The organism is Lacrimispora indolis DSM 755, from assembly GCF_000526995.1.
In the GTDB taxonomy this organism is placed as follows: Bacteria; Bacillota; Clostridia; order Lachnospirales; family Lachnospiraceae; genus Lacrimispora; species Lacrimispora indolis.
In genome coordinates, this window is sequence record NZ_AZUI01000001.1 from 1,829,738 (window position 1) to 1,853,711 (window position 23,974).

The following is a 23,974-nucleotide window of genomic DNA, read 5'->3' on the forward strand; positions in this document are numbered from 1 at the left end:
TACCCTTTCTTTTATCAGGAACGCCCTAAGAAAAATGTGCCTCCATGTCTTCCAGCTTCTCTATGTTAAAGACTCTTACGTCTTTCGTAATCTTCTTGATAAATCCGGCTAAAGTCTTGCCCGGACCGATTTCAATAAAGGTATCCACCCCGTCAGCCAGCATAGTTTCCACGCTCTGCTGCCATCGCACGGAAGAATACACCTGCTCCTTAAGCAAAGGCTTTACCATCTCACTGTCCGTCACATACCGGGCAGTTACATTAGCAGCATAAGGGATTTCAGGGGTTTTTATTTCCACACCCTCTAACACCTCTCCCAGCTTTTCCCCCGCACCTTTGAGCATGGTGGAATGGAAAGGCCCGCTTACATTCAACATCAGCGCCCGTTTTGCGCCTGCTGCCAGAAGCTTTTCATTAGCAGCTTCCACAGCTTCTTTTTTTCCTGATATAACAATCTGCCCTGGGCAGTTGTAATTGGCGATCTGGACTCCCTCCATACCGCTTAATACCTCTTCAATTTTTAAGGCATCCAGTGCCAGAATGGCCGCCATGGCTCCCAGCCCCGCAGGAACAGCCTCCTGCATGAGGATTCCCCTCTGCCTGACTGTGCGTATGGCATCCTTATCGCTCATGACGCCTGCGGCTGCAAGCGCACAATATTCTCCCAGGCTTAAGCCGGCAGACACCTGCGGCCTTATCCCTTTTTCAGCTTCCAGCACCCGCATCATGGCGATGCTGGTGGTTACCATAGCTGCCTGGGTATATTCTGTAATATCCAGCCGGTCATTCTTTTCAAAGCAAAGTTCCGGTAGGGAAAAACCAAGCAGGTCCGAAGCCATATCATATGTTTCTTTTCCAATCCTTGTCTGCTCATAAAAATCCTGGCCCATACCACAGTACTGCGCACCCTGGCCTGGGAAAATAAATGCAATCTTGCTCATAATAATAAACTCCTCTTTATCGGCCAAGCAATTTCTCAGCCTGCTCTATCATCTCATCAATCATTTCCTTGCAGGTCTGTTCTTTGAAAATCATACCTGCAATCTGTCCGGCCATAACCGTGCCGTTTGTGATATCCCCCTCCTGGACAGCCTTTCTCAAGGTTCCAAGAGTCATGTACTCCAATTCCTCAAAAGACTTGCCTTCCTGTTCCAGTCTTGCATAGTCTCTGGTCATCTGGTTTCTTAAGGATCTGACCGGATGGCCGTGGCTGCGCCCTGTTACAGCGGAATCAATGTCCTTTGCCTTAATGATCCGCTGCTTGTAGTTGTCATGGACAATGGATTCCTTTGCAACCACAAACCTGGTCCCGATCTGGACAGCCTCTGCTCCCAGCATGAATGCTGCCGCAATTCCCCGTCCGTCTCCAATGCCGCCGGCTGCAATCACCGGGATGGATACTGCATCCACGATCTGCGGAACTAACGTCATGGTGGTCTGCTCGCCGATATGTCCGCCTGACTCACTGCCTTCCGCCACCACTGCGTCCGCGCCGTATTTTTCCATCCTCTTTGCCAGAGCAACGGAAGCCACCACCGGAATTACCTTAATGCCTGCTGCCTTCCACATATCCATATACTTTTCCGGGTTTCCGGCTCCGGTGGTCACCACCTTAATGCCTTCTTCCACTACCACCTTTGCCACATCCTCTGCATGAGGACTTAACAGCATGACATTGACGCCGATGGGTTTTCCCGTCAGTTCCTTTGCCTTGCGGATCTCCGCCCGTACCACCTCGCCGGGAGCATTTGCCCCGCCGATCAGCCCAAGGCCTCCGGCTTCCGATACGGCCGCCGCCAGATGATGCTCAGCAACCCAGGCCATGCCTCCCTGGATAATCGGATGTTCCACTCCCAAAAGTTCGGTAATTCTGGTTTTCATTACGCTTCCACGCCCTTTGCTTTTAAATAGTCCATAACCTGCTGAACTGTGGTCAGTTTCTCTAAGTCCTCAGACGGGATCTCCACAGAGTACTCATCTTCAAGTGCCATAACAAGCTCAAACAAATCCAAAGAATCTGCTCCCAAGTCCTCTTTGAAGGAGGATTCAGCAGTGATTGTACCTGCCTCCACGTTTAACTGCTCCGCAATAATTTCCTGCATTTTCTCCAACATAATTTTAATCTCCTCTTTCATTTTCATTTATATTTAATTTTATGCTATTACTTTGAGTTTCAAAGTATTAGTCAAAATCATTACCACTCCAAAAGAGTGGCTCCCCAGGTCAATCCTGCCCCAAAGCCAGCAAGTACAAGCTTATCTCCCCGCTGTAATTTTCCTTCCCGGTTCATCTCATCCAAAAGTATGGGAATGGTCGCCCCCGATGTATTCCCATACCGTTCCAGATTGGTGGGGAATTTCTCCATGGGTATCTTCAACCTTTTTGCGATGGATTCAAAAATCCGGTAATTTGCCTGATGCAAGATAAAATATTTAATTTCTTCCATTTCGGTCCCGCTCTCTTCCACTACCCTTCTAATGGATTCGGGCACCGTTTTGGCTGCGAATTTGAACACTTCCTGGCCGTCCATGGTCATGTATCCAAGCTCCGGCTTTTTTCCTGTGAGGAAATTTCCCGTAGTCCGCCCTCCGCATTCCAGGGCCTTTCCTCTGGTTCCGTCCGCTCCCATGGTCATGTGAAGGATTCCCTTTTCTTCCGCCCGTACCACAGCTGCTCCGGCCCCGTCACCGAACAAGACGCAGGTGCTTCTGTCATTCCAGTCAATGAGCTTACTTAATGTATCCGCTCCGATCACAAGCCCTGTCTGATAGATCCCTGCTTTAAAAAAGCTGTGGACCGTATTTAAAGCATAAACAAATCCGGAGCAGGCCGCGCTGATATCAAATGCAGCCGCATGGTCAGCTCCGATGGCCGCCTGTACCTCACAGGCGCCGCTGGGGAAACAGCAATCCGCAGAAGACGTGGCTAAAATGATGATATCCAGCTCTTTTGCCGAAACACCGGCATTTTTAAGCGCTTCTTCTGCCGCCTGAATGGCCAGGTCAGAAGTTCCCGACTCCGCCGATGCGATCCGCCTCTCCCTTATTCCGGTCCTGGTCCTTATCCATTCATCACTGGTATCCACAAATTTTGCCAGATCTTCATTGGTTACCACCTGCTCCGGGACAGCAGATCCTGTTCCTATTATTCTTGTTGTCATAAATTAAATTCCCCCATCCATGTCCCCTCTCCCCTTTAGGATTACGGGATCCATGCCGCGTTGGATTGTTTTATTTATCAAATATTTTGAATATCAAAGTAATTTTATAAAAAGAAACGCGGATTGTCAAGAGAAATTTTCTCATTCATTTTTTATGAAATACTGATAAACCTCCCGTTTACTGATTCCCCTGTCCTTTGCAACCATGCGCATAGCTTCCTTCCTGTCCAGCCCCTGGTTTACATAAAGTTCCATGTGTTCCTCCATGGACATCTCCCGGGAGGCCATGGATTTTTCCTCTATCTTCTCCCTGATGCTCTTTCCTTCGATGACGATGACACACTCTCCCTTAGGATCTTCAGCCTCATAGGTCTTTAAAGCATTGAAAAAGGTTGTACGAAACGCTGTTTCAAACCGTTTTGTAAGCTCCCTGCAAATGGTGATTCTCCGGTCACCCAAAGCCTCATAAAGCTCCTTTAAGGTTTTGACAAGCCGGTGAGGCGCCTCGTAAATGACTATGGTCCTGGATTCTTCCTTAAGCTCTTCCAGGATCCACTGCTTTTCCTTCTTATCAGAAGGTAAAAAGGCTTCGAAACAGAAACGCCTGGTACCAAGTCCGGAAAGGGTCAGAGCCGTAATACAAGCCGCCGGACCGGGAAGAGAAGTCAGCTCAATTCCTGCCTCATAGCACTGCTTTACCAGTTCCTCTCCAGGATCTGAGATGCCAGGAGTTCCGGCATCCGTGATCAGGGCGATCCTCACCCCCTGCTTCATCTGTTCCACCAGGTATCTGGCCTTTTCCACCTTATTATACTCATGATAACTGGTCATAGGTGTTTTGATCTCAAAATGATTTAAAAGCTTAATGCTGTGGCGGGTATCCTCCGCAGCGATCAGATCCACTTCCTTTAACGTGTTTAAAACCCTTAAGGTAATATCGTCAAGATTCCCTATAGGCGTTGCACACAAAAATAACTTTCCCGTTTTCTCTTCCAATGTTCCTGCTCCCAGCAAAATTTAATATCCATAAATAGTATAAATCTCATCCGTATACACACCCGGCTCTTTATATACAATCACAGGGGCCTCCACCTTGATCATGGATCTTCCTCCCCGCACCGCTTCTATTAAAACCATGTTCGCCTCCTTGTCCACAAAGGGATGAACCATTTTCATCCGCTTTGGCTCCAGCCGGCAGTCTTTTAAAGCCGTTATGATCTCAGCTAAACGGTGAGGCCGGTGCACCATATAAAACCGCCCTCCCGGGCGCAGAAGCCTTGCCGCCTCCCTTGTCACATCATTAAGGGTGCATAACACCTCATGGCGGGCAATGGCCTTTGGCAGTTCCGGGTTTTTAAGGCCATGGGAATCATTCATATACGGAGGATTTGAGGTCACTACGTCAAAGGAAGCCCCGCCAAATAAACGGCTGGCTTCCTTTATATCTCCTGTCACAATGGAAATTTTTTCTTGCAGATGGTTTAAGGCCACGCTTCTTCTGGCCATTTCCGCCATCTCCTCCTGAATCTCCAGACCGGTATAATGAAGGCCCTGATTTTTAGCCTCCAGCAGAATGGGAATGATTCCAGTGCCTGTCCCTAAGTCCACCGCCTTTTCCCCCGGCTTTACCAGGGCAAATCCGGAAAGAAGGACCGCATCCATGCCAAAGCAGAACCCATCCCGGTTCTGAATGATCTTATACCCATTTCTCTGCAGATCATCAATACGTTCATTTTCCTTTAAATCAATTGTCATCTAACTTGGACTTTCCTTCTCTTTTTTCAAGGGCTTCCAATGCCTTTAACTCTGCATCAGTCACCTGGGCCTTTTCCCGGCGGCGCCTTGGTTTGAATTTCAGCTGTTCCACCTTATATTCCCGGATTTCCTTTTCATCCTTAATGGTGACAACAACCTTTACCAGCTGCCTTAACACGCTTACGGAATGAACCTCTCCTTTCAGTCCGTCATCTGTTGTCACAAAATCACCTACATTGGGAAGCTTGCTGTTAAGTTCTTCATAAGTTTCCTCTTCATTCTTTAAGCAGCACATGAGCCTTCCGCAAACCCCGGATATTTTCGTGGGATTTAAGGAAAGGTTTTGCTCCTTTGCCATCTTAATGGACACAGGTATGAATTCAGAAAGGTAAGAATGGCAGCATAAGGTCCTTCCGCAGATGCCGATCCCTCCCACGATTTTCGTCTCATCCCGGACTCCCACCTGGCGGAGCTCGATCCTGGTTTTGAAAACAGAAGCCAGATCCTTCACAAGCTCCCTGAAATCAATTCTTCCGTCCGCAGTAAAATAAAACAACACCTTATTGTTATCAAAGGTATATTCCGCATCAATCAGCTTCATCTGAAGACCGTGCTTTCTGATCTTCTCCTTGCAGATCTTAAATGCTTCCTTTTCCTTCTCATGATTTTTCTTTTCTACTTCATCATCACCCTTGGTAGCCATGCGGATCACAGGCTTTAAGGGCTGAACAACCTTATCATCTTCCACTTCCCGGCACCCCAGGACAACGTAACCATATTCAATTCCCCGTGCAGTTTCCACAATTACGTGATCCCCTGTATGAACCTCCAGGCTCATGGGATCAAAGTAATATATTTTCCCTGCATTGCGGAAACGAACGCCTATTACTTTTATCATCTATTAATTCTCCTTCATTACAAGCAGCATGAGCTCCATAGCCAACTCCATATTCACATTGGCATCCAGACGGATCCTGGCCTTGTCAATGGCCTGTAATATCATCTCAATGCCGTCATAAGCGCTGGCAGCGCTCATCTCTTTCATTGTATTATATTCTTCCCTGAAAACCAGAAGATTGATATCCTGAGTCACCTTATACATTAAAACATCCCGGTACCACAGCTGCATAAAATCAAGGCAGTCGTAAATATCCAGCTTTTCATCCTTCATCCGCTTAATGTAAAAAAGCAGCTCCACAATATCCATATCCTTTATATGCTTCAGCATATGGAGCAACTCCGTATACATCAGCTGAAACTCCTCAGAGGAAGCCAAATGAATCGCCCTTCCTAGATTTCCTCTGGCAAACGCCGCATAAACCTCCGCCTTGCTCTCTCCAATGCCCAAAGATCCTGTTAAATAGGATTTCACCACCGTATCCTGCAATGGTTTCAGCTTTAACTGTATGCATCTGGAAAGAATGGTGGGCAGAAATGATTCCTGATTGGTGGTAAGCAGCATGATGATCGCATAAGACGGCGGTTCCTCTATTGTCTTTAACAGTGCATTCTGTGCCTGGACCGTCATCTTCTCCGCTTCATCCACAATGTAGATCTTATAGTAACTGCTGTAAGGGCGTATCATGATGGTGTCATGAATCTGATCTCTGATATCGTCAACGCCAATGCTTCCCGTTTTTTCATGGGTCAGATAAATCAGATCCGGATGGTTTCCGCTCATGACCTGCTTGCAGGCATGGCACTGCATACATGGCTCACTTTTTCCCTTTTCACAGAGCAGGGTCATTGCAAATGCATTGGCCAGGGACTTACGCCCCATCCCTGCTTCACCTGTAAGAATGTACGCATGGGAAACATGATTTGATTCAATGGCCTTTTGCAAATGTTCTTTAATTCTCTCATGGCCGATGATATCCTTAAACCCTGGCATAGAGGCACCCCCTGTCGCTGTTGTCTGATCCGTCTTTCCTGTCTGTAAAGACGTAAAAACGAATTTAACTAATTATAGCATAGAACTTTTATCATCACAAGAAAGAAGTATTGGCAAACCTTTATCATTTCTCTTTATTCTGCACACTTTCTGCCAATATTTTGCAGCGCTTGAAACTTTTTGAGTTGAGATTATAGACCCGGTGAAGTATACTGAAAAGAGAAGGTATCATTTGTATCAAAATTAAAACAATAGGGGATGATTTTAATTTTAGGAATAATAATTGCAGACGACGAAAAAAAGATATGCAGGCTTTTGGAATATCTGATCGACTGGGATGAAATTGGGGCTAAGCTTCTGGGTGTTGCTTATGACGGTTTATCTGCCTTTCAGCTGATTCAGGAAAAGAAACCTGACGTTCTGCTTACGGATATCAGAATGCCGGGCATGGATGGTCTCCAGCTGATTGAAGAGGCCAAAAAACAGAATGCTTCCCTTAAGTGCATAATCATAAGCGGCTATAAGGACTTTCAATATGCACAACAGGGGATCAGATACGGAGTACGGGACTATTTATTAAAACCCATTAATCAGGATGATTTAACCCGCACGTTAAAAAAGCTTGTTAATGAAACCATGGAGCAGAAAAACAGCCAGGAAGCCCGTATTCATTTAGAGAAAACCATCAAAAACTATTCCGGTGAGTTTAAACGGGTATTTTTAAAAATAGTACTGGAACAAAAACCGGAGCAAAGGCCTGAGAAAGTATTAAAAGAAGTCCGGAAAATCAATACCTCCCAGGTTATAGACCAGACCGGCCGCTGCCTGATTGTAAAGCCGGACATTGAATATAAGGATTTTACAAAAGATGCCTATGAGCTTTTAATTGATAAAACCATTGAGATCCTGCAGGTGGAATTTGCTTCTGATGAAGGAGAATTAACCATTGAGTCCTCGGAAGAGGGCATATTTTTGTTGCTCTGCCATGAACCTCATGACAAGGAAGAACTGATCAAAGCCTTAAACCATGTGAAAGACCGGGTCATGGGACTTCAGGACTTATTTCCAAAGCTATATTTTACGGCAATCATTACAGAGCCGGTAGATTCAGATGAGGATCTGATCCGGCAGATACAGCACAGCCGGATCGCCATGTACAACCGGCTCCTTACTGATACCAATACGGTCTCAGAATTAAATGCACCTGCTGCTGAATCAGAAGAGAATCACACCTTAACTTCAAAGATTTCAAGTCTGTTAGAAAACAGGCCGGAATCCTTTGAACCGGAAGAAATAAAAAAGTGCTTAAATGATGCCAAACGGATCATGCACGAAACAAAAAATATATCCGGCCTTGATGTTAAGACGGAGCTGCTTCGGCTGGCCCACAATTATATGGACTGGTTCGAGCTGCTTGACACATCTCTGGACAAAAGCGGAAAAGCTGCTTACTTTTCTGAAATGTATGAGCATTGTATCAACCTTGACCAGGCATTTGAACTCCTGGAAGAAACCATTATTAAAACCTTACTTGAAGTTCTGAACCATTTAAAAAGCAGGGAAATAAAACCGGTTGCCTATGCCAAACATTATATAGAAAAAAACAAGGGCATTGATATAAAGCTGGAAGAGCTGGCCAAAAATGCGGGATTCAGCTATTCCTACTTTTCATATCTATTTAAAAAAGAGACAGGGAAAACACTCACTGAATATATACAGATGGTAAGAATTGAGACCGCCAAAAAGCTTCTGGTAGAAAAAGAACGGAATGTGAGTGAAATAGCGGAACTGGTAGGCTACAGCGATATCAAATTTTTTACCAAACAGTTTAAAAAAACGCTGGGTGTCTCTCCTAATGAATACCGCAAAATGTTTCTGGAACGCTGAAACGGGGAGGATGTCCTTTGAAAAAACAATGGTTGAAAAAACGAATTCTGATCTGGATCAGGGCCATGATCTCTTGGAGCTGTCTTGCCCTGATTCTGTTTTTTTTGATTCTGCTGAAGCCGGAACTGACGGAATCCATTCTATATGGAATTATGGTATGGAGTATGCTGCTTTCCTTTCTCCTGCTGCTGGTTATTGGCAGGATCAGGATCTTAGAGCCCCTGGGAACCATGAAAAAAAAAGTAGAGCTTTTTAATGACGGGATCATTTTCACAGAAATATTCAAAAGCCTGGAAGGAATTTCGCCTGACACAGATGCCCTGCTTTTAAAGGTGGATACCATCCTGGATAAAGATAAAATAATGGAAAACGCCAAGCAGCAAGCCAGATATTTAGCTCTTCAAAATCAGATCAATCCTCATTTTCTCTATAATGTACTGGAATCCATACGTTCCGATGCGCTTATGGCGGGCGTCCCGGAAATCGGAAAGATCACAGAAGCCCTTGCCGTATTCTTCCGCTATACAACTTCTAAAATGGAGAGGCTGAGCACCCTTCAGGAAGAACTGGCCAATGTAGAGAACTATTTTTTAATTCAGAAATACCGCTTTGATGATAAGCTGGAATTAAAGATCAAGCTGCCACGGGATGATGATGAAATTTTAAAAACCAGAATCCCCAAGCTCACCCTTCAGCCAATCGTGGAAAATGCCATTAAACATGGATTGGAACCCAAGGTTTCAGGGGGGACTGTTGTCATCGACATAGAACACAGCGACACCATCCTTTACCTTTCCGTGATTGATGACGGCATTGGCATTGAAGAAGCCAGGCTTGGAAGCCTTAATGAAAAGCTTTCCCGAATGGATGCCGGAGACGGCTCCGCCAATGAAGGAGGAAAGGGAGGAATCGCCCTCATAAATGTGAACTCAAGAATCCGCCTTCTCATGGGTGACGAATATGGCCTCCACATCCTCAGTACTCCCGGAATCGGAACGGAAGTATGCCTCATCCTTCCTTATATGTTTGAGCCGCAAGAAGGGAGAAAATCATGAAAACTGAACTGATCCGCTATGAAAATATCCACTGTTCCATGGAGGGCCAGACCTGTTTTAACGGACTCTATTTTCGGGCTTTTGAAGGAGAAATCTGCTGTGTCATCGTTAATAATGCCATTGAAAAAGAATATTTCCTGCAGCTACTGTACGGAAATTTAACACCAGGCTATGGCTGGACCTATTATAAAGGAAAGAAAATAACATCTCCCAAAATGCAGGAGCAGATGCAGAAACAGATTGCATTTATCGGCCGCAACAAAGGGATCTTTTCTGCCTTAAGCGTGGCTGAGAACATTTTCGTGGCCAGCGGCAGGGTCTCATTCTGGAAGCGGGTGAATCCTCTCTGCCGGCAAGCTCCCGGTCTTCTTGATGATCTGGATAGTTCCATTCCCCTTCTGGATAAGGCTCACCTGCTGGATCCCGGCATGCAGAAACAGGCAGAATTAATGCGCGCTTATGTCTCCGGGTGTCATCTGGCCGTCATAACGGATATGGAAATGATCATGACGGAAGAGCAGCTCAAAAATTTCTTTATTCTTGTGAAAAAGTTAAAGGCCCGGGGAATGACTTTCCTTTTCATTGTTAACAGCTCCACCAAATTATACGAACATGCAGATGAAATAACCATCATCAAAAACGGCAGGACCATCGGCCATATGAATCAGGAGAATTTTTCCAAATTCCAGACTTATATGGAACTGTTTGAAAAGACCAAAAAAAACACCTTAAAAAAAAATAATCTGGCACAAAAACAGATTGATAAAAAAACGGTTTTAGAATTCCGGGATGTGAAGCTGCCTGACCTCCCTGTATTGAATCTCTCATTAAGTGCAGGAGATGTTTTAAACATATTAGACTTAGATTCTACGGAATGCAGAAATATCCTTCCCATCCTTCAGGGAGAATGTGGATTTGAAGCCGGAAAAATTTTATTAGGCGGAAGTGAATACTCCTTCCAGTCTGTTCACCAATCCATTCGGGATGGCATCGCCTTTATTGAAGCTAGGCCAATGGAAGAAATGCTGTTTGCCGATATGACCGTTCTGGATCATATGACTTTTATGATCCAGCGAAAAAAGAAAAAATACCTTTTAAGAAAAAAATACAAAAAGATGACCTGGCATCTGATGGAAGGAATATTTACAGAAGAAGAATTGATGAAAAAAACATATATGATCAGTGAAGAATGCAAACTAAAGCTTCTGTACTATCGCTGGATCTTTGTCCGGCCAAAGGTCCTGGTATGCATAAAACCTTTTTCATCTGTTGATTTTCAAATGCGCCAGATTACCATCAATCTGCTGAAGGAAGTCTTAAAGTCAGGGATCGCTGTGATAATTATCACAAACCAGATTGCAGAGGCTTACACAATGGAAGGCAAGAATATCACCTTTCACAACGGAACCATTGCTATCGATTAACTCTTTTCACATTTTTTGTATAATTAAACCATAAAAAAGTCTTATTATCCTGTTTAATAAGGCTTTTTTTCTTATTTATAGACTAGTTTCGAAAAATACACCCCCATATTGCACAAAATATACCATTGTCCCCTCCCCCTTTCACTGTTAAAATAACAAATACATAGCATTCATTCATACTATCAAAACGATAGAAAGTTAAGAAGGGAGATTAAAAAGTAATGAAAAGAAAAATTTTATCCATGCTGTTAGCATCTGCAATGCTGGCTTCCATGACTGGCTGCGGGGACCAAAAGACTGTTTCAGAATCCAGTACAGCAGAAAAGGCTGCTTCTGAGAATGTCACCATAGGTGTCATTTTAAAAACACTGTCCAGCGAATACTGGGGTTATGTTGCGGCAGGTGTCCAGGCAGCCTCAAAAGATCTGGGGGTTAAGGTTGATTTACAGGGTCCTGCTTCTGAAACAGCTTATGATGAACAGAACAATATGATTGAAACCATGCTCTCCGGCGGAGTTGATGCATTTGTCATCTCTCCTCTGCAGTCTGACTCCGTGGCAAGCGTAATCGGGGATGTGAATATACCCATCATAACCGTAGACACGGATGCGGAAATAGCAGGAAAAGTCTCCTTTGTGGGAACCGGTAACGACAATGCAGCATACCAAGGCGGTACATTTGCCGCTAAAAAAGCCGGAAAAGGCGCAAAAGCTGTTATTATCGGAGGCGTTGAAGGCAATGCCACCAGCGATGCCCGCCAGGCAGGATATACCAAGGCTCTGGAAGAAAACGGCGTTGAAATTGTTTCCGTACAGTATGCCCAGTCCAATCCGGATACTGCTGCAAATGTAATGGAAAATATCATTACCGCTCAGAACGGGGACATTCAGATCGTCTGCTGCCACAACGATGATACAGCAGCCGGCGCATCCAATGCCGTAAAGCAGCTTGGTTTAAAGGATGTCATCATTGTCGGCTTTGACGGAAACCAAAGCGGTGTTCAGAATATCATTGACGGCAACATAACCGCTACCTGCGCACAGGCCGCTTATACCATGGGCTACAAGGCAGTTGAAACAGCCCTTCAGGCTGTAAAAGGGGAAACCGTTGAAACCTTCGTAGATACGGGATGTGAAGTCATCACAGCAGAAAATGCAGAAACATACTTAGAAAAACTGAAAGGCTACTTAAAATAATCAACTTGAGCACGTAAGGAAAGGTTTGGCGGCATTATGAGTAATTATTTGGTTGAGCTGAAAGGTGTGACAAAACGCTTCCCCGGTGTAGTAGCAATGCGGAACATGTCCTTGCAGATCAGACCCGGCGAGATCCACGGACTGATCGGTGAAAACGGTGCAGGAAAATCCACCCTGATCAAGGTTCTGACCGGCGTACATATTCCGGAAGAAGGCACCATTTTTATAGAAGGTAACAAAGTTTCATTTAAGAATCCCAATGATGCTGCCGCTGCCGGAATTGCCTGTGTATATCAGGAATTAAACATTGTAAAGCTACTTTCAGTCACAGACAATATTTTTATTAACAAAGCCTTAAAAAAGAAAGGCAGCCCGTTTCTGGAATATACAAAAATGCATGAGATGGCCCATGAAGTAATGCTTTCTCTCGGTCAGGATATTGATGTAAAAAAGGAATGCGGTTCCTATGGCATGGGAATCCAGCAGATGGTGGAAATCGCAAAAGCAGTTCTGATCGATGCAAAACTTATTATCATGGATGAACCTACCTCAAGCCTTGGGGAAAAGGAAGTGGAACAGTTAATGAAAACAGTCCGCTCCTTAAAGGAAAAAGGCATTGCGATTTTGTTCGTATCCCATAAGCTGGAAGAGCTTTTCGAGCTATGCGACCGGGTAACGGTCATGAGAGACGGAGAACACATCCTGACAAAAAATACGGATGAATTGGATAACGATTCTTTAATCTCCGCAATGGTAGGCAGAACATTGGATAATCAATACCCGAAAGTAGAATCAGAAACCGGCACGGAAGCACTTCGGGTAGAACATTTAAACTCCGCAGGTGTTTTACGGGATGTAAGCTTTCATGCAAACCATGGAGAAATCCTTGGTTTTGCAGGCTTAGTAGGAGCCGGCAGAACTGAAACATTCCGCGCCGTGTTCGGCGCTGACCCCTATGACAGCGGGGAAATTTATGTAAACGAAAAAAAGGTAACCATAAAATCACCCAAAGACGGCATCCGCTGCGGAATGGCATTTTTAACAGAAGACCGCAAAGGCCAGGGACTGGTTCTTTCCCAATCAGTCCGGACGAACCTGATCTTAAGCAATATGAGAAACTGTGTGAAGGGCCTGTTCTTTGATGAGAAACAGATCGATCAGCTGGCGGAAGAAACCATCAGTGACTTAAAAATAAAAACTCCCACTGCCGATGAGGTAGTGGGGCAGTTATCAGGCGGCAATCAACAAAAAGTGGTCATCGGAAAATGGATCAATACAGACGCGGATATCTTTATATTTGACGAGCCAACAAGAGGAATTGATGTAGGTGCCAAAGTGGAAGTGTACAACATCATGAACCGTTTGGTTCTTGCCGGAAAATGTGTTATCATGATTTCTTCCGAATTACCGGAGATCATAGGAATGAGTGACCGGGTGATCATCATGAGGGAAGGAAGAGTCATGGGAGAACTTTCGAAAAAAACAGATGTACTGAATCAGGAAATTATCATGAAAGCAGCTTGGGGAGGTAAAATTTGATGAAAAAAAAGAAGTTAAAAGATATTTTAGGAAAGGTGGCTCCATTGCTGGCCTTGGTTCTTTTATTCATTGTTTTATCTTTGGCAACAGATAAATTTTTTACGCTCAATAATATGATGAATATTCTAAGGCAAACAGCTGTTAACGGGCTGATTTCCGCAGCCATGCTGGTGGTGCTGATTACAGCAGGCATCGACTTATCTGTAGGCGCCAATGCAATTCTGTGCGCATGCATGATGGGTATGCTGAAAAACTCCTTTGGCATTACAAACTCTTTGGTATTGATCCTGGTCTGCATCATAACCGGTGTTTGCGTGGGCTTCTTAAATGGCATACTGCTCACAAAAATGCACCTTCCCCATCCGTTCGTTTCAACCCTTGGTATGAAAAATGTGCTCTGCGGACTTGCACTGCTGGTGGTTTCAACAAAAACAATTTCCGACTTTCCGGCTGCCGTTACATTTTTAGGTTCCAGCAACTTATTTAAGGTGTCCGGCGGATTCTCCGGGATTCCATTATGCTTTATTATTTTGATATTGATCTATGTGGTTTATCATTTCTTCTTAAATAAAACTGCTCTTGGAAGAATGATTTACTGTGTAGGCGGCAATCCGGAAGCTGCCCGCCTTTCCGGAATCAATTCCGATAATGTACTGATATTTGTTTACAGCTTATCCGGATTTATGTGCGCCATTGCCGGTCTGGTTATTGTAGGGCGCTCCGCAGTAGCCAATCCTTCCGCAGCTATCTCACCATATGATACCGATGCCATTGCGGCATGTATCATTGGCGGTGCCTCCTTTATGGGTGGAAAAGGAACCATCTGGGGAACCCTGATCGGCGCCCTGATGATCTCTACCATTCGAAATGGTTTAACACTCTTAAATACTTCAAGCTCCGTACAGTACGTTGTTATCGGCCTTGTAATAATCGCCGCCGTATTTATCGACGTAACAAGAACCCGTATGGAAGCAAAGGCCAAACGGCTTGCCGCTAAATAAAAATCAACTTTAAAATAAGCATGAAAGTCGCTATGGAATCCCATATCCCTTTCATGCTTATTTTAATCATTTATATCTCAGCAGTCACAGCTTTTACGATCTCATCCAGGCACGTTTCCAGCTCCTGATTGCAGAACCGCCTATGTATTCCGCATCGAACCAGATTCTCTTCTTTAAAGTCCTCTTCATCGGCCAGAAACCTTCTGCAAAGCTCCTTATATTTTGGTGTCTTCTGTCCCCTTTCCCGTCTGATTGCTCTCAAAAGCCGGTCCCCGTCATCAACCTCAACATAAATAGGAAACAGCCTGTCCTTTCCAAAGTAATCCCTGGTCTTTTCATAAGATTCCAAAGTTCCGATCATTAAATACCCATTTTTCTCTTCTAAATTAATCTGACCGTCATCAACAGTAAAATAACTCCACGGCCCATAAATGGTTTCATACGTCCTCTCCTCAATAAGCCTGTTTTCTTTCCTGAATTCCTCCAGTTTATCCATGGTAGTAAAATGATATTCCACCCCATCCCGTTCTCCATCCCGGATCGGTCTGGTGGTATATAAAACAACTCTCTTTAATTGAGGAAGCCTCTTTAAAAGTCTTTTATAAATCGAATCCTTTCCGGAAGCGCTCTTTCCCATTACATAGAATATTTTGCCCATTTTTTCTGCTCCATCTTTTATTCTATCTTTTATTTTATCCTGTATCTCTTTTTTATCTTTTATCTCATCTTTTGCCTTATCTTTTATCTTATCTTTTGACTTACCTTTTATCTTATCTTTTGACTTACCTTTTATCTTATCTTTTGACTTACCTTTTATCTTATCTTTTATTTTATCTTTTGACTTACCTTTTATCTTATCTTTTATTTTATCTTTTGACTTACCTTTATCTTATCCTTAATTTTGTCTTTATTTTTCTTTCCAACCACTCATACTTCATCAACCACATAAAGTTCTCTGGAATCCTCATCCTCCATACCCTGCACCGCAAGCCCCAGTTCCTTATACTTCATGATCAGGTCAATAGATGTTTTATTTAAAACCTCCCCTGGTACAACGATAGGAATTCCTGGCGGGTACACGTAAACAAATTCCGCCGATATCATTCCTTCTCCGTGGGGAATAGCGATTCTGTGCCTGGGTTCATCCATAGCCTGAGCAATGGTCAGACGACATTCCGGTGTTCTATCCAGCTCCTGACATAAGCCGATCTCACCACCTTCATAACCAGCCTCCGTGGAAAGCATAGAATCAATAGAAAGAAGGGCATTGCATAGCCGTTCAAGACCTTCCTGGGTATCAGCCAGAGTCGTTATGGCAGTCACATAGTCTGGACCGCACATTTCCATTTCCAGATGATATTCTTTTCTCAACCTGTCATCCAGCCAGGTACCCGATTTTCCCGTACCCCTTGTGGAAATGATGATCTTGGAGCGGTCCATGTCATAGATTCCATGCATCCCCTTCTCCTGATCCGTAAGAAGTTTCAGATGATTCAAGCCAGACAAAACCATTCGGATCCAATCTATTTTATCGGAGAAGAGCTTCATCTGCTTCACCCCTTCCCCGGCCATATACCGTATACAGCTCTCGATCCCCGCCATCAGCACGTAGGAAGGGCTGCTGGTTTGATATATATGCACATAGCGGTCTAATCTCCCCATATCCACATATCCTTCCCTGACATGCATAACAGCCGTCTGAGTAAAGGAAGGAAGAGTCTTATGAAGGCTTTGAATTACCACATCCGCTCCAAGCTCTAATGCGGAAACCGGAAATTTTCCCTCTCGCCCAAAGGAAAAATGCGCTCCATGAGCTTCATCCACAATAAGAGGCAGGTGAAACCTATGAACGATCTCTGCAATAGCTTTAACATCAGATACAATTCCATCATAGGTTGGGGATACTACAAATACAGCCTGAATTTCACGATGGTTCATCAACATTTCTTCTATTTTTCCTGGAATTAATCCACCTTGAATACCGAATTCCGGTATGATTTGTGGATAAATATATTCCACTTTCAACTGATTGAGGAAAACTCCATGAAATGCTGACTTATGGCAATTCCTGCTCATAAGAATGGTTCCGCCCCTTGATACAGTTCCGCTTATGGCGCTGAGTATTCCGCTGCTGCTCCCATTGATCAGATAATATGTCCTGCTGCTCCCATAAATCCCTGAAGCCCATTCCATAGACTCCTTTAAAATACCTTCCGGATGGTGTAAATTATCAAAACCTTCTATTTCCGTAATATCTAAGGAAAAAGGATTTGGAAAATCAGCCGCAAAAGATTCTTTATACTGCCTTTTATGACCCGGCATATGAAAGGGATAAAAATCCGATTTCCCATATTCCTTTAGTTTCTTTAATAAATCAGGTGTATCATTCATAGTATGAACCGCCTTCTGCCTCCATAAACCACTGGCCCATTTCCCTGCTCTTTTTCCATTCTTCTTTATAATTCGACCCCTTTAGTATAGCATCCTTATCCTCTCTTTACAATTTTTTCTCACAGCGCTATAATATAACTTCGGAAAGAAAAAAGGAGATGGTTATCATGAGATTAATTGAATTTAAAATGGAACGCCCTGGCCTGGTAAAAGCCGGAGATGACGTTCAGATCATAGAACGGGAAGGAACCAGCAGCTACAGCTATATCATAGACCCTGCTGTGGCCATGTCCGGCTGCTACATGGGAAGGGATCGTATCAAATCCGATCATGGAATTGTCAAAGAGATCAAGCACAATGATCGTGGTTATTATGTAATTGTAGAATTTGATGAATGATCCCATTTTGATGAGTAACTCTACCTTCATAAATCTCTATATCTGCAAAATTTTCTATAAAACAAAAAGCCTTGAAACATCTCTGTTTCAAGGCTTGTCCTGAGACACCGGGGACTCGAACCCCGGACAACTTGATTAAAAGTCAAGTGCTCTACCACCTGAGCTAGTATCCCATATGCCCAAAGCCGGAATCGAACCAGCGACACGAGGATTTTCAGTCCTCTGCTCTACCAACTGAGCTATCTGGGCCTATGTACTTTCATTCGTACACATTTTCCTAAAATTACTCAAAAAAAATTGCGGGGGCAGGATTTGAACCTGCGACCTTCGGGTTATGAGCCCGACGAGCTTCCAGACTGCTCCACCCCGCGTTATTTAATTATATTATATGCAGTGATTAAGATTTTAATCACCAAATGGATGGAGATGGATTCGAACCATCGAAGCGTGTCGCAACAGATTTACAGTCTGCCCCCTTTGGCCACTCGGGAACCCATCCATATTTTATTAAAGTGATGCAAGCCGATGATCGGACTCGAACCGATAACCTGCTGATTACAAATCAGCTGCTCTGCCAATTGAGCCACATCGGCACAAATCTTCTCATGCGTGTTGCTTTGCATACCGAATGGGACCTATAGGGCTCGAACCTATGACCCTCTGCTTGTAAGGCAGATGCTCTCCCAGCTGAGCTAAGATCCCATGATCAAAATTTAGTTTTAAACGACCCGGATGGGACTCGAACCCACGACCTCCGCCGTGACAGGGCGGCGCTCTAACCAACTGAGCCACCAGGCCAAAACTTATTGAAGGCTATTGCATATACCCTCAAAACCACACATTGTTACATATCTATTTTCATCCGTTTTTTTTCCTCTTACCTAAACCAACCTGGTTAAGCCCTCGACCTATTAGTGACAGTCAGCTACACATGTTGCCATGCTTCCACCTCTGCCCTATCTACCTCGTCGTCTTCAAGGGGTCTTACTCTTGCGATGGGATATCTCATCTTGAGGGGGGCTTCACGCTTAGATGCCTTCAGCGTTTATCCCTTCCCGACTTGGCTACTCTGCCATGGTGTTGATCACCAACAGATACACCAGAGGTCAGTCCATCCCGGTCCTCTCGTACTAAGGACAGCTCCTCTCAAATATCCTACGCCCACGCCGGATAGGGACCGAACTGTCTCACGACGTTCTGAACCCAGCTCGCGTACCGCTTTAATGGGCGAACAGCCCAACCCTTGGGACCTACTACAGCCCCAGGATGCGATGAGCCGACATCGAGGTGCCAAACCACTCCGTCGATGTGAACTCTTGGGAGTGATAAGCCTGTTATCCCCAGGGTAGCTTTTATCCGTTGAGCGATGGCAATCCCACTTTATACCACCGGATCACTAAGTCCTAGTTTCCTACCTGCTCCACCCGTCGGTGTCGCAGTCAAGCTCCCTTATGCCTTTGCACTCTTCGAATGGTTTCCGTCCATTCTGAGGGAACCTTTGAGCGCCTCCGATACCCTTTCGGAGGCGACCGCCCCAGTCAAACTCCCCGCCTGACATTGTCCCCCAGCCAGGTCATGGCTGCAGGTTAGAAACCCAATACCGCAAGGGTGGTATCCCAACATCGGCTCTGATAAGACTGGCGTCCTATCTTCACTGCCTCCCACCTATCCTGTACATGCAGTACCGAATCCCAGTATCAAGCTGGAGTAAAGCTCCATGGGGTCTTTCCGTCCTGGCGCAGGTAACCAGCATCTTCACTGGTACTTCAATTTCACCGGGTGCATTGTCGAGACAGCGCTCAAATCATTACGCCTTTCGTGCGGGTCGGAACTTACCCGACAAGGAATTTCGCTACCTTAGGACCGTTATAGTTACGGCCGCCGTTTACTGGGGCTTAAATTCAGAGCTTCGCGTTGCCGCTAACCCCTCCTCGTAACCTTCCAGCACCGGGCAGGCGTCAGCCCATATACCTCACCTTTCGGTTTTGCATAGACCTGTGTTTTTGCTAAACAGTTGCTTGAGCCTATTCTCTGCGGCCTGATTTCTCAGGCACCCCTTATCCCGAAGTTACGGGGTCATTTTGCCGAGTTCCTTAACAATGCTTCTCCCGCCGGCCTTAGGATTCTCTCCTCATCCACCTGTGTCGGTTTACGGTACGGGCACATATCACACAATAGCGGCTTTTCTTGACAGCCCCTACGAAGACTTCCCTACTTGTGTTCGGTACGCGTCACACCTTCCTGTTGCTGAGCGGATTTTCCATCTCAGCCAGTAAAATGCTTGCCCCGGTCTTTTCATTCCCGGGTTCTTCCTCGGTTCTGTGTCCCCACAGTTCTGATGATATGCGGTACAGGAATTTCAACCTGTTGTCCATCGACTACGTCTTTCGACCTCGCCTTAGGCCCCGACTTACCCAGAGCAGATCAGCTTTACTCTGGAAACCTTAGATATTCGGCCTGGAGGATTCTCACCTCCATCTCGCTACTCATTCCGGCATTCTCTCTTCTTAACACTCCACATCTCCTTACGGTAATGCTTCTGTGCGTTAAGAATGCTCCTCTACCAATGTGTATGAATACACATTCCACAGCTTCGGTGTCGTGTTTTAGCCCCGGACATTTTCGGCGCAGGACCTCTCGACTAGTGAGCTATTACGCACTCTTTGAATGTGTGGCTGCTTCTAAGCCAACATCCTAGTTGTCTCTGAAATCCCACATCCTTTTCCACTTAACACGCACTTTGGGACCTTAGCTGGTGGTCTGGGCTCTTTCCCTTTTGACTGCCCAACTTATCTCGTGCAGTCTGACTCCCGTACATCATCTGACCGGCATTCGGAGTTTGATATTCTTTGGTAAGCTTTGACGCCCCCTAGGAAATTCAGTGCTCTACCTCCGGCAGACTAATACGAGGCTAGCCCTAAAGCTATTTCGAGGAGAACCAGCTATCTCCGGGTTCGATTGGAATTTCTCCCCTACCCACACCTCATCGCCACCCTTTTCAACGGATGTGCGTTCGGTCCTCCATTTCCTTTTACGGAAACTTCAACCTGGACATGGGTAGATCACCCGGTTTCGGGTCTACCTTTACTGACTCATTCGCCCTATTAAGACTTGGTTTCCCTTCGGCTCCGCACCTTAAGTGCTTAACCTTGCCAGTAACGGTAACTCGCCGGACCGTTCTACAAAAAGTACGCGGTTCCACTTAAAATGTGGTTCCACAGCTTGTAAACACAGGGTTTCAGGTTCTCTTTCACTCCCCTCCCGGGGTCCTTTTCACCTTTCCTTCACAGTACTATGCGCTATCGGTCACTAAGTAGTATTTAGCCTTGGGGGGTGGTCCCCCCGAATTCCCACAAGGTTTCTCGTGTCTCGTGGTACTTTGGATCCTGCTCGCTGACTATTGCTTTCCCATACAAGGCTTTCACTTTCTATGGCCGGTCTTTCCAGGACCGTTCTGGTAACAAATCGTCTCACTTATTGCAGTCCATAACCCCGGTATGCACGCATACCGGTTTAGGCTCTTTCCATTTCGCTCGCCGCTACTTTGGAAATCGAGTTTTCTTTCTTTTCCTCCGGGTACTTAGATGTTTCAGTTCCCCGGGTTCCCGACGTATGGCTATGGATTCACCATACGACAACTGAGGTTTGCTCAGCTGGGTTTCCCCATTCAGATATCTCCGGATCAAAGGATATTTGCTCCTCCCCGAAGCTTTTCGCAGCTTATCACGTCTTTCATCGGCTCTTAGTGCCAAGGCATCCACCCTGCGCTCTTATTAGCTTAACCAATTCGATGTTCACCTGCGGGTGCGGGTGACTCATCTAAGATACATAGCGTTGTATCTCTGGTCTTAGGTTTGTTATTTCACCGTACGTTACACGGTTACTTTAACGAGTTTTGTTTGGTTACATCATAAGATGTAACACCTCGGATGTCTTGATTTTGTTTTTATACTTTGACATATAAAAACTAATCTAGATATATTTCAATATGTGGTTTTCAAGGTACATGCGCGATGCAATCAGAAGCGTGCACAATCATATGGAAAACTGTGTTGAACACTTGTGTTCATAAGCAGTTTTTTATGTGATTGTATAGGCGTGGAACGCCGTGACTGAGAAAAGCGTCAGCTTTTCGAAGTGCACCTTCGTAACCGCATCACTGTGACTGAAGTTTATCAGTCATTCGAAAGCTTGATCAACTCAAACTCACGGATCACTGGTAAAAACCAGCTATATAAAACAGCACTGCCCTGCTGAATCAGGTTAACACATTCTTTAACACAGGCTTCGCTTTTCCCTCCGCCCATTGGAACGTGTCCGTTCTATATAAAACACTCTTTCAAGTGATTTTTTTAAAGGAATCTGGCACCCACCTGCTCTCCCATGCCGTCTCCAGCATAGTACCATCGGCCGCTTAAGTCTTAACCATCGTGTTCGGGATGGGAACGGGTGTCTCCCCTAAGCGCATCGGCACCAGAAATTTTACGTCTTTCTTAGTGTTTCCTTATTATTCTTTTTTACTTCTTTTGAAAACCAAAGACTCAACAGTATATAAAACCCTTACTTCTTCTTCCTTAGAAAGGAGGTGATCCAGCCGCACCTTCCGATACGGCTACCTTGTTACGACTTCACCCCAGTTATCAGTCCCGCCTTCGGCAGCTCCCTCCTTGCGGTTGGGTCACTGACTTCGGGCGTTACCAACTCCCATGGTGTGACGGGCGGTGTGTACAAGACCCGGGAACGTATTCACCGCGGCATTCTGATCCGCGATTACTAGCGATTCCAGCTTCATGTAGTCGAGTTGCAGACTACAATCCGAACTGAGACGTTATTTTTGGGGTTTGCTCCAGATCACTCCTTTGCTTCCCTTTGTTTACGCCATTGTAGCACGTGTGTAGCCCAAATCATAAGGGGCATGATGATTTGACGTCATCCCCACCTTCCTCCAGGTTATCCCTGGCAGTCTCCCCAGAGTGCCCAACTTGACTTGCTGGCTACTAAGGATAAGGGTTGCGCTCGTTGCGGGACTTAACCCAACATCTCACGACACGAGCTGACGACAACCATGCACCACCTGTCTGGAATGCCCCGAAGGGAAGGCCCCGTTACGGACCGGTCATTCCGATGTCAAGACTTGGTAAGGTTCTTCGCGTTGCTTCGAATTAAACCACATGCTCCACCGCTTGTGCGGGTCCCCGTCAATTCCTTTGAGTTTCATTCTTGCGAACGTACTCCCCAGGTGGAATACTTATTGCGTTAGCGGCGGCACCGAAGAGCTTTGCTCCCCAACACCTAGTATTCATCGTTTACGGCGTGGACTACCAGGGTATCTAATCCTGTTTGCTCCCCACGCTTTCGAGCCTCAACGTCAGTTACAGTCCAGTAAGCCGCCTTCGCCACTGGTGTTCCTCCTAATATCTACGCATTTCACCGCTACACTAGGAATTCCACTTACCTCTCCTGCACTCCAGCAACACAGTTTCCAAAGCAGTCCCGGGGTTGAGCCCCGGGCTTTCACTCCAGACTTGCATCGCCGTCTACGCTCCCTTTACACCCAGTAAATCCGGATAACGCTTGCCCCCTACGTATTACCGCGGCTGCTGGCACGTAGTTAGCCGGGGCTTCTTAGTCAGGTACCGTCATTTTCTTCCCTGCTGATAGAGCTTTACATGCCGAAACACTTCTTCACTCACGCGGCGTCGCTGGATCAGGGTTTCCCCCATTGTCCAATATTCCCCACTGCTGCCTCCCGTAGGAGTTTGGGCCGTGTCTCAGTCCCAATGTGGCCGGTCACCCTCTCAGGTCGGCTACTGATCGTCGGCTTGGTGGGCCGTTACCTCACCAACTACCTAATCAGACGCGGGTCCATCTCATACCACCGGAGTTTTTCACACCGTACCATGCGGCACTGTGTGCTTATGCGGTATTAGCAGTCGTTTCCAACTGTTATCCCCCTGTATGAGGCAGGTTACCCACGCGTTACTCACCCGTCCGCCGCTCAGTCAATTTAAATTCCATCCGAAAACTTCATTTAAATCGCTTCGCTCGACTTGCATGTGTTAAGCACGCCGCCAGCGTTCATCCTGAGCCAGGATCGAACTCTCAAATTTAAGCAGATAGTCTTTGAAAGCGGTCGGTGATTTGCACAAAAGCCCGTTGGAAGTTTACTTCCATAAGGGGTTTAGGGGAAATCAACGAACATTTGCGAAGCAAATGGTAGCGAATGAAGCAAAGCTTCATGAGCATACCGCTTAGACCTGCCATTCGGTTCAATCCGG

17 protein-coding genes, 7 tRNA genes and 3 rRNA genes are annotated in these 23,974 nt (G+C 45.6%); 7 read left to right on the plus strand and 20 right to left on the minus strand.

The window, feature by feature from the left end; translation table 11 throughout:
* Window positions 1–25: 25 nt before the first annotated feature.
* The 8 genes from fabD to holB form a co-directional block, all read right to left on the minus strand.
* On the minus strand, window positions 26–940 hold the full coding sequence (fabD, locus tag K401_RS0108755) for an ACP S-malonyltransferase (protein WP_024292601.1): 915 nt from the start codon (window positions 938–940) through the stop codon (window positions 26–28).
* Window positions 941–956: 16 nt separating this feature from the next.
* Window positions 957–1,880: an enoyl-[acyl-carrier-protein] reductase FabK gene (fabK, locus tag K401_RS0108760; protein ID WP_024292602.1), complete on the minus strand. Its 924-nt coding sequence runs from the start codon at window positions 1,878–1,880 to the stop codon at window positions 957–959.
* Window positions 1,880–2,113, minus strand: coding sequence for an acyl carrier protein (gene acpP, locus K401_RS0108765; protein WP_024292603.1), 234 nt, complete (start codon window positions 2,111–2,113; stop codon window positions 1,880–1,882). Before acpP ends, fabK begins: the two co-directional genes overlap by 1 nt.
* Window positions 2,114–2,193: 80 nt before the next feature.
* Window positions 2,194–3,159, minus strand: a complete 966-nt coding sequence (locus K401_RS0108770) for a beta-ketoacyl-ACP synthase III (protein WP_024292604.1) — start codon at window positions 3,157–3,159, stop codon at window positions 2,194–2,196.
* Window positions 3,160–3,300: 141 nt separating this feature from the next.
* On the minus strand, window positions 3,301–4,155 hold the full coding sequence (rsmI, locus tag K401_RS0108775) for a 16S rRNA (cytidine(1402)-2'-O)-methyltransferase (RefSeq protein ID WP_027352512.1): 855 nt from the start codon (window positions 4,153–4,155) through the stop codon (window positions 3,301–3,303).
* A gap of 21 nt (window positions 4,156–4,176) precedes the next feature.
* On the minus strand, window positions 4,177–4,914 hold the full coding sequence (locus K401_RS0108780; RefSeq protein ID WP_024292606.1) for a tRNA1(Val) (adenine(37)-N6)-methyltransferase: 738 nt from the start codon (window positions 4,912–4,914) through the stop codon (window positions 4,177–4,179).
* Complete coding sequence (locus tag K401_RS0108785) at window positions 4,904–5,812, minus strand: PSP1 domain-containing protein (RefSeq protein WP_024292607.1); 909 nt, start codon at window positions 5,810–5,812, stop codon at window positions 4,904–4,906. The genes K401_RS0108780 and K401_RS0108785 overlap by 11 nt, the downstream gene beginning before the upstream one ends.
* 3 nt (window positions 5,813–5,815) lie before the next feature.
* A complete protein-coding gene (gene holB / locus K401_RS0108790) occupies window positions 5,816–6,805 on the minus strand; it encodes a DNA polymerase III subunit delta' (RefSeq protein WP_024292608.1) in 990 nt (329 codons plus the stop codon).
* A 258-nt stretch (window positions 6,806–7,063) separates the two neighbouring features.
* Between holB and K401_RS0108795 the strand changes: the two genes are divergently transcribed.
* From K401_RS0108795 to K401_RS0108820, 6 genes are all read left to right on the plus strand, one after another.
* Window positions 7,064–8,692, plus strand: a complete 1,629-nt coding sequence (locus tag K401_RS0108795) for a response regulator (protein ID WP_024292609.1) — start codon at window positions 7,064–7,066, stop codon at window positions 8,690–8,692.
* A 17-nt stretch (window positions 8,693–8,709) separates the two neighbouring features.
* On the plus strand, window positions 8,710–9,747 hold the full coding sequence (locus K401_RS0108800; protein WP_024292610.1) for a sensor histidine kinase: 1,038 nt from the start codon (window positions 8,710–8,712) through the stop codon (window positions 9,745–9,747).
* Window positions 9,744–11,171, plus strand: a complete 1,428-nt coding sequence (locus K401_RS0108805) for a sugar ABC transporter ATP-binding protein (protein WP_024292611.1) — start codon at window positions 9,744–9,746, stop codon at window positions 11,169–11,171. Before K401_RS0108800 ends, K401_RS0108805 begins: the two co-directional genes overlap by 4 nt.
* A gap of 221 nt (window positions 11,172–11,392) precedes the next feature.
* Window positions 11,393–12,367 carry a sugar ABC transporter substrate-binding protein gene (locus K401_RS0108810; RefSeq protein WP_024292612.1) on the plus strand — a complete coding sequence of 325 codons (975 nt, stop codon included), beginning with the start codon at window positions 11,393–11,395 and terminating at the stop codon, window positions 12,365–12,367.
* A 36-nt stretch (window positions 12,368–12,403) separates the two neighbouring features.
* Complete coding sequence (locus K401_RS0108815) at window positions 12,404–13,906, plus strand: sugar ABC transporter ATP-binding protein (RefSeq protein ID WP_024292613.1); 1,503 nt, start codon at window positions 12,404–12,406, stop codon at window positions 13,904–13,906.
* Window positions 13,906–14,907 (plus strand): ABC transporter permease, encoded by a 1,002-nt coding sequence (locus K401_RS0108820; protein ID WP_024292614.1) that lies wholly within the window; start codon window positions 13,906–13,908, stop codon window positions 14,905–14,907. The genes K401_RS0108815 and K401_RS0108820 overlap by 1 nt, the downstream gene beginning before the upstream one ends.
* A gap of 70 nt (window positions 14,908–14,977) precedes the next feature.
* On the opposite strand, the gene K401_RS0108825 is transcribed toward K401_RS0108820, so the two are convergent.
* Together K401_RS0108825 and K401_RS0108830 are read right to left on the minus strand one after the other, a co-directional pair.
* A complete protein-coding gene (locus tag K401_RS0108825; protein ID WP_024292615.1) occupies window positions 14,978–15,565 on the minus strand; it encodes a guanylate kinase in 588 nt (195 codons plus the stop codon).
* A gap of 269 nt (window positions 15,566–15,834) precedes the next feature.
* On the minus strand, window positions 15,835–17,298 hold the full coding sequence (locus K401_RS0108830; RefSeq protein ID WP_024292616.1) for an aminotransferase class I/II-fold pyridoxal phosphate-dependent enzyme: 1,464 nt from the start codon (window positions 17,296–17,298) through the stop codon (window positions 15,835–15,837).
* Window positions 17,299–17,465: 167 nt separating this feature from the next.
* Here K401_RS0108830 and K401_RS0108835 point away from each other — a divergent pair, with 167 nt between their 5' ends.
* Window positions 17,466–17,696, plus strand: a complete 231-nt coding sequence (locus K401_RS0108835; protein WP_024292617.1) for a hypothetical protein — start codon at window positions 17,466–17,468, stop codon at window positions 17,694–17,696.
* Between the two features lie 100 nt (window positions 17,697–17,796).
* Here the strand turns inward: K401_RS0108835 and K401_RS0108840 are convergent.
* From K401_RS0108840 to K401_RS0108885, 10 genes are all read right to left on the minus strand, one after another.
* Window positions 17,797–17,869 (minus strand) — tRNA-Lys (locus K401_RS0108840).
* Between the two features lie 3 nt (window positions 17,870–17,872).
* Window positions 17,873–17,945, minus strand: a tRNA-Phe gene (locus K401_RS0108845).
* A 48-nt stretch (window positions 17,946–17,993) separates the two neighbouring features.
* Window positions 17,994–18,067: transfer RNA gene (locus tag K401_RS0108850), tRNA-Met, on the minus strand.
* A gap of 46 nt (window positions 18,068–18,113) precedes the next feature.
* Window positions 18,114–18,195 (minus strand) — tRNA-Tyr (locus tag K401_RS0108855).
* A 21-nt stretch (window positions 18,196–18,216) separates the two neighbouring features.
* A tRNA-Thr gene (locus K401_RS0108860) sits at window positions 18,217–18,289 on the minus strand.
* A gap of 36 nt (window positions 18,290–18,325) precedes the next feature.
* A tRNA-Val gene (locus K401_RS0108865) sits at window positions 18,326–18,398 on the minus strand.
* Between the two features lie 22 nt (window positions 18,399–18,420).
* A tRNA-Asp gene (locus K401_RS0108870) sits at window positions 18,421–18,494 on the minus strand.
* A gap of 93 nt (window positions 18,495–18,587) precedes the next feature.
* A 23S ribosomal RNA gene (locus tag K401_RS0108875) occupies window positions 18,588–21,480 on the minus strand.
* A 576-nt stretch (window positions 21,481–22,056) separates the two neighbouring features.
* Window positions 22,057–22,174 (minus strand): 5S ribosomal RNA (gene rrf / locus K401_RS0108880).
* Window positions 22,175–22,274: 100 nt separating this feature from the next.
* Window positions 22,275–23,806: ribosomal RNA gene (locus tag K401_RS0108885) — 16S ribosomal RNA — on the minus strand.
* Together the 16S, 23S and 5S rRNA genes with 7 tRNA genes alongside form the textbook arrangement of a ribosomal RNA operon.
* Window positions 23,807–23,974: the final 168 nt, after the last annotated feature.

Excerpts from the sequence above, each read along its gene's own strand:
- K401_RS0108835 (WP_024292617.1), top strand. The coding sequence starts at position 17,466 with ATGAGATTAATTGAATTTAAAATGGAACGCCCTGGCCTGGTAAAAGCC.
- holB (WP_024292608.1), bottom strand. The coding sequence starts at position 6,805 with ATGCCAGGGTTTAAGGATATCATCGGCCATGAGAGAATTAAAGAACAT.
- K401_RS0108810 (WP_024292612.1), top strand. The coding sequence starts at position 11,393 with ATGAAAAGAAAAATTTTATCCATGCTGTTAGCATCTGCAATGCTGGCT.
- K401_RS0108825 (WP_024292615.1), bottom strand. The coding sequence starts at position 15,565 with ATGGGCAAAATATTCTATGTAATGGGAAAGAGCGCTTCCGGAAAGGAT.
- K401_RS0108830 (WP_024292616.1), bottom strand. The coding sequence starts at position 17,298 with ATGAATGATACACCTGATTTATTAAAGAAACTAAAGGAATATGGGAAA.
- fabK (WP_024292602.1), bottom strand. The coding sequence starts at position 1,880 with ATGAAAACCAGAATTACCGAACTTTTGGGAGTGGAACATCCGATTATC.
- K401_RS0108770 (WP_024292604.1), bottom strand. The coding sequence starts at position 3,159 with ATGACAACAAGAATAATAGGAACAGGATCTGCTGTCCCGGAGCAGGTG.
- K401_RS0108785 (WP_024292607.1), bottom strand. The coding sequence starts at position 5,812 with ATGATAAAAGTAATAGGCGTTCGTTTCCGCAATGCAGGGAAAATATAT.
- K401_RS0108805 (WP_024292611.1), top strand. The coding sequence starts at position 9,744 with ATGAAAACTGAACTGATCCGCTATGAAAATATCCACTGTTCCATGGAG.
- fabD (WP_024292601.1), bottom strand. The coding sequence starts at position 940 with ATGAGCAAGATTGCATTTATTTTCCCAGGCCAGGGTGCGCAGTACTGT.
- acpP (WP_024292603.1), bottom strand. The coding sequence starts at position 2,113 with ATGTTGGAGAAAATGCAGGAAATTATTGCGGAGCAGTTAAACGTGGAG.
- K401_RS0108780 (WP_024292606.1), bottom strand. The coding sequence starts at position 4,914 with ATGACAATTGATTTAAAGGAAAATGAACGTATTGATGATCTGCAGAGA.
- K401_RS0108820 (WP_024292614.1), top strand. The coding sequence starts at position 13,906 with ATGAAAAAAAAGAAGTTAAAAGATATTTTAGGAAAGGTGGCTCCATTG.
- K401_RS0108795 (WP_024292609.1), top strand. The coding sequence starts at position 7,064 with ATGATTTTAATTTTAGGAATAATAATTGCAGACGACGAAAAAAAGATA.
- K401_RS0108815 (WP_024292613.1), top strand. The coding sequence starts at position 12,404 with ATGAGTAATTATTTGGTTGAGCTGAAAGGTGTGACAAAACGCTTCCCC.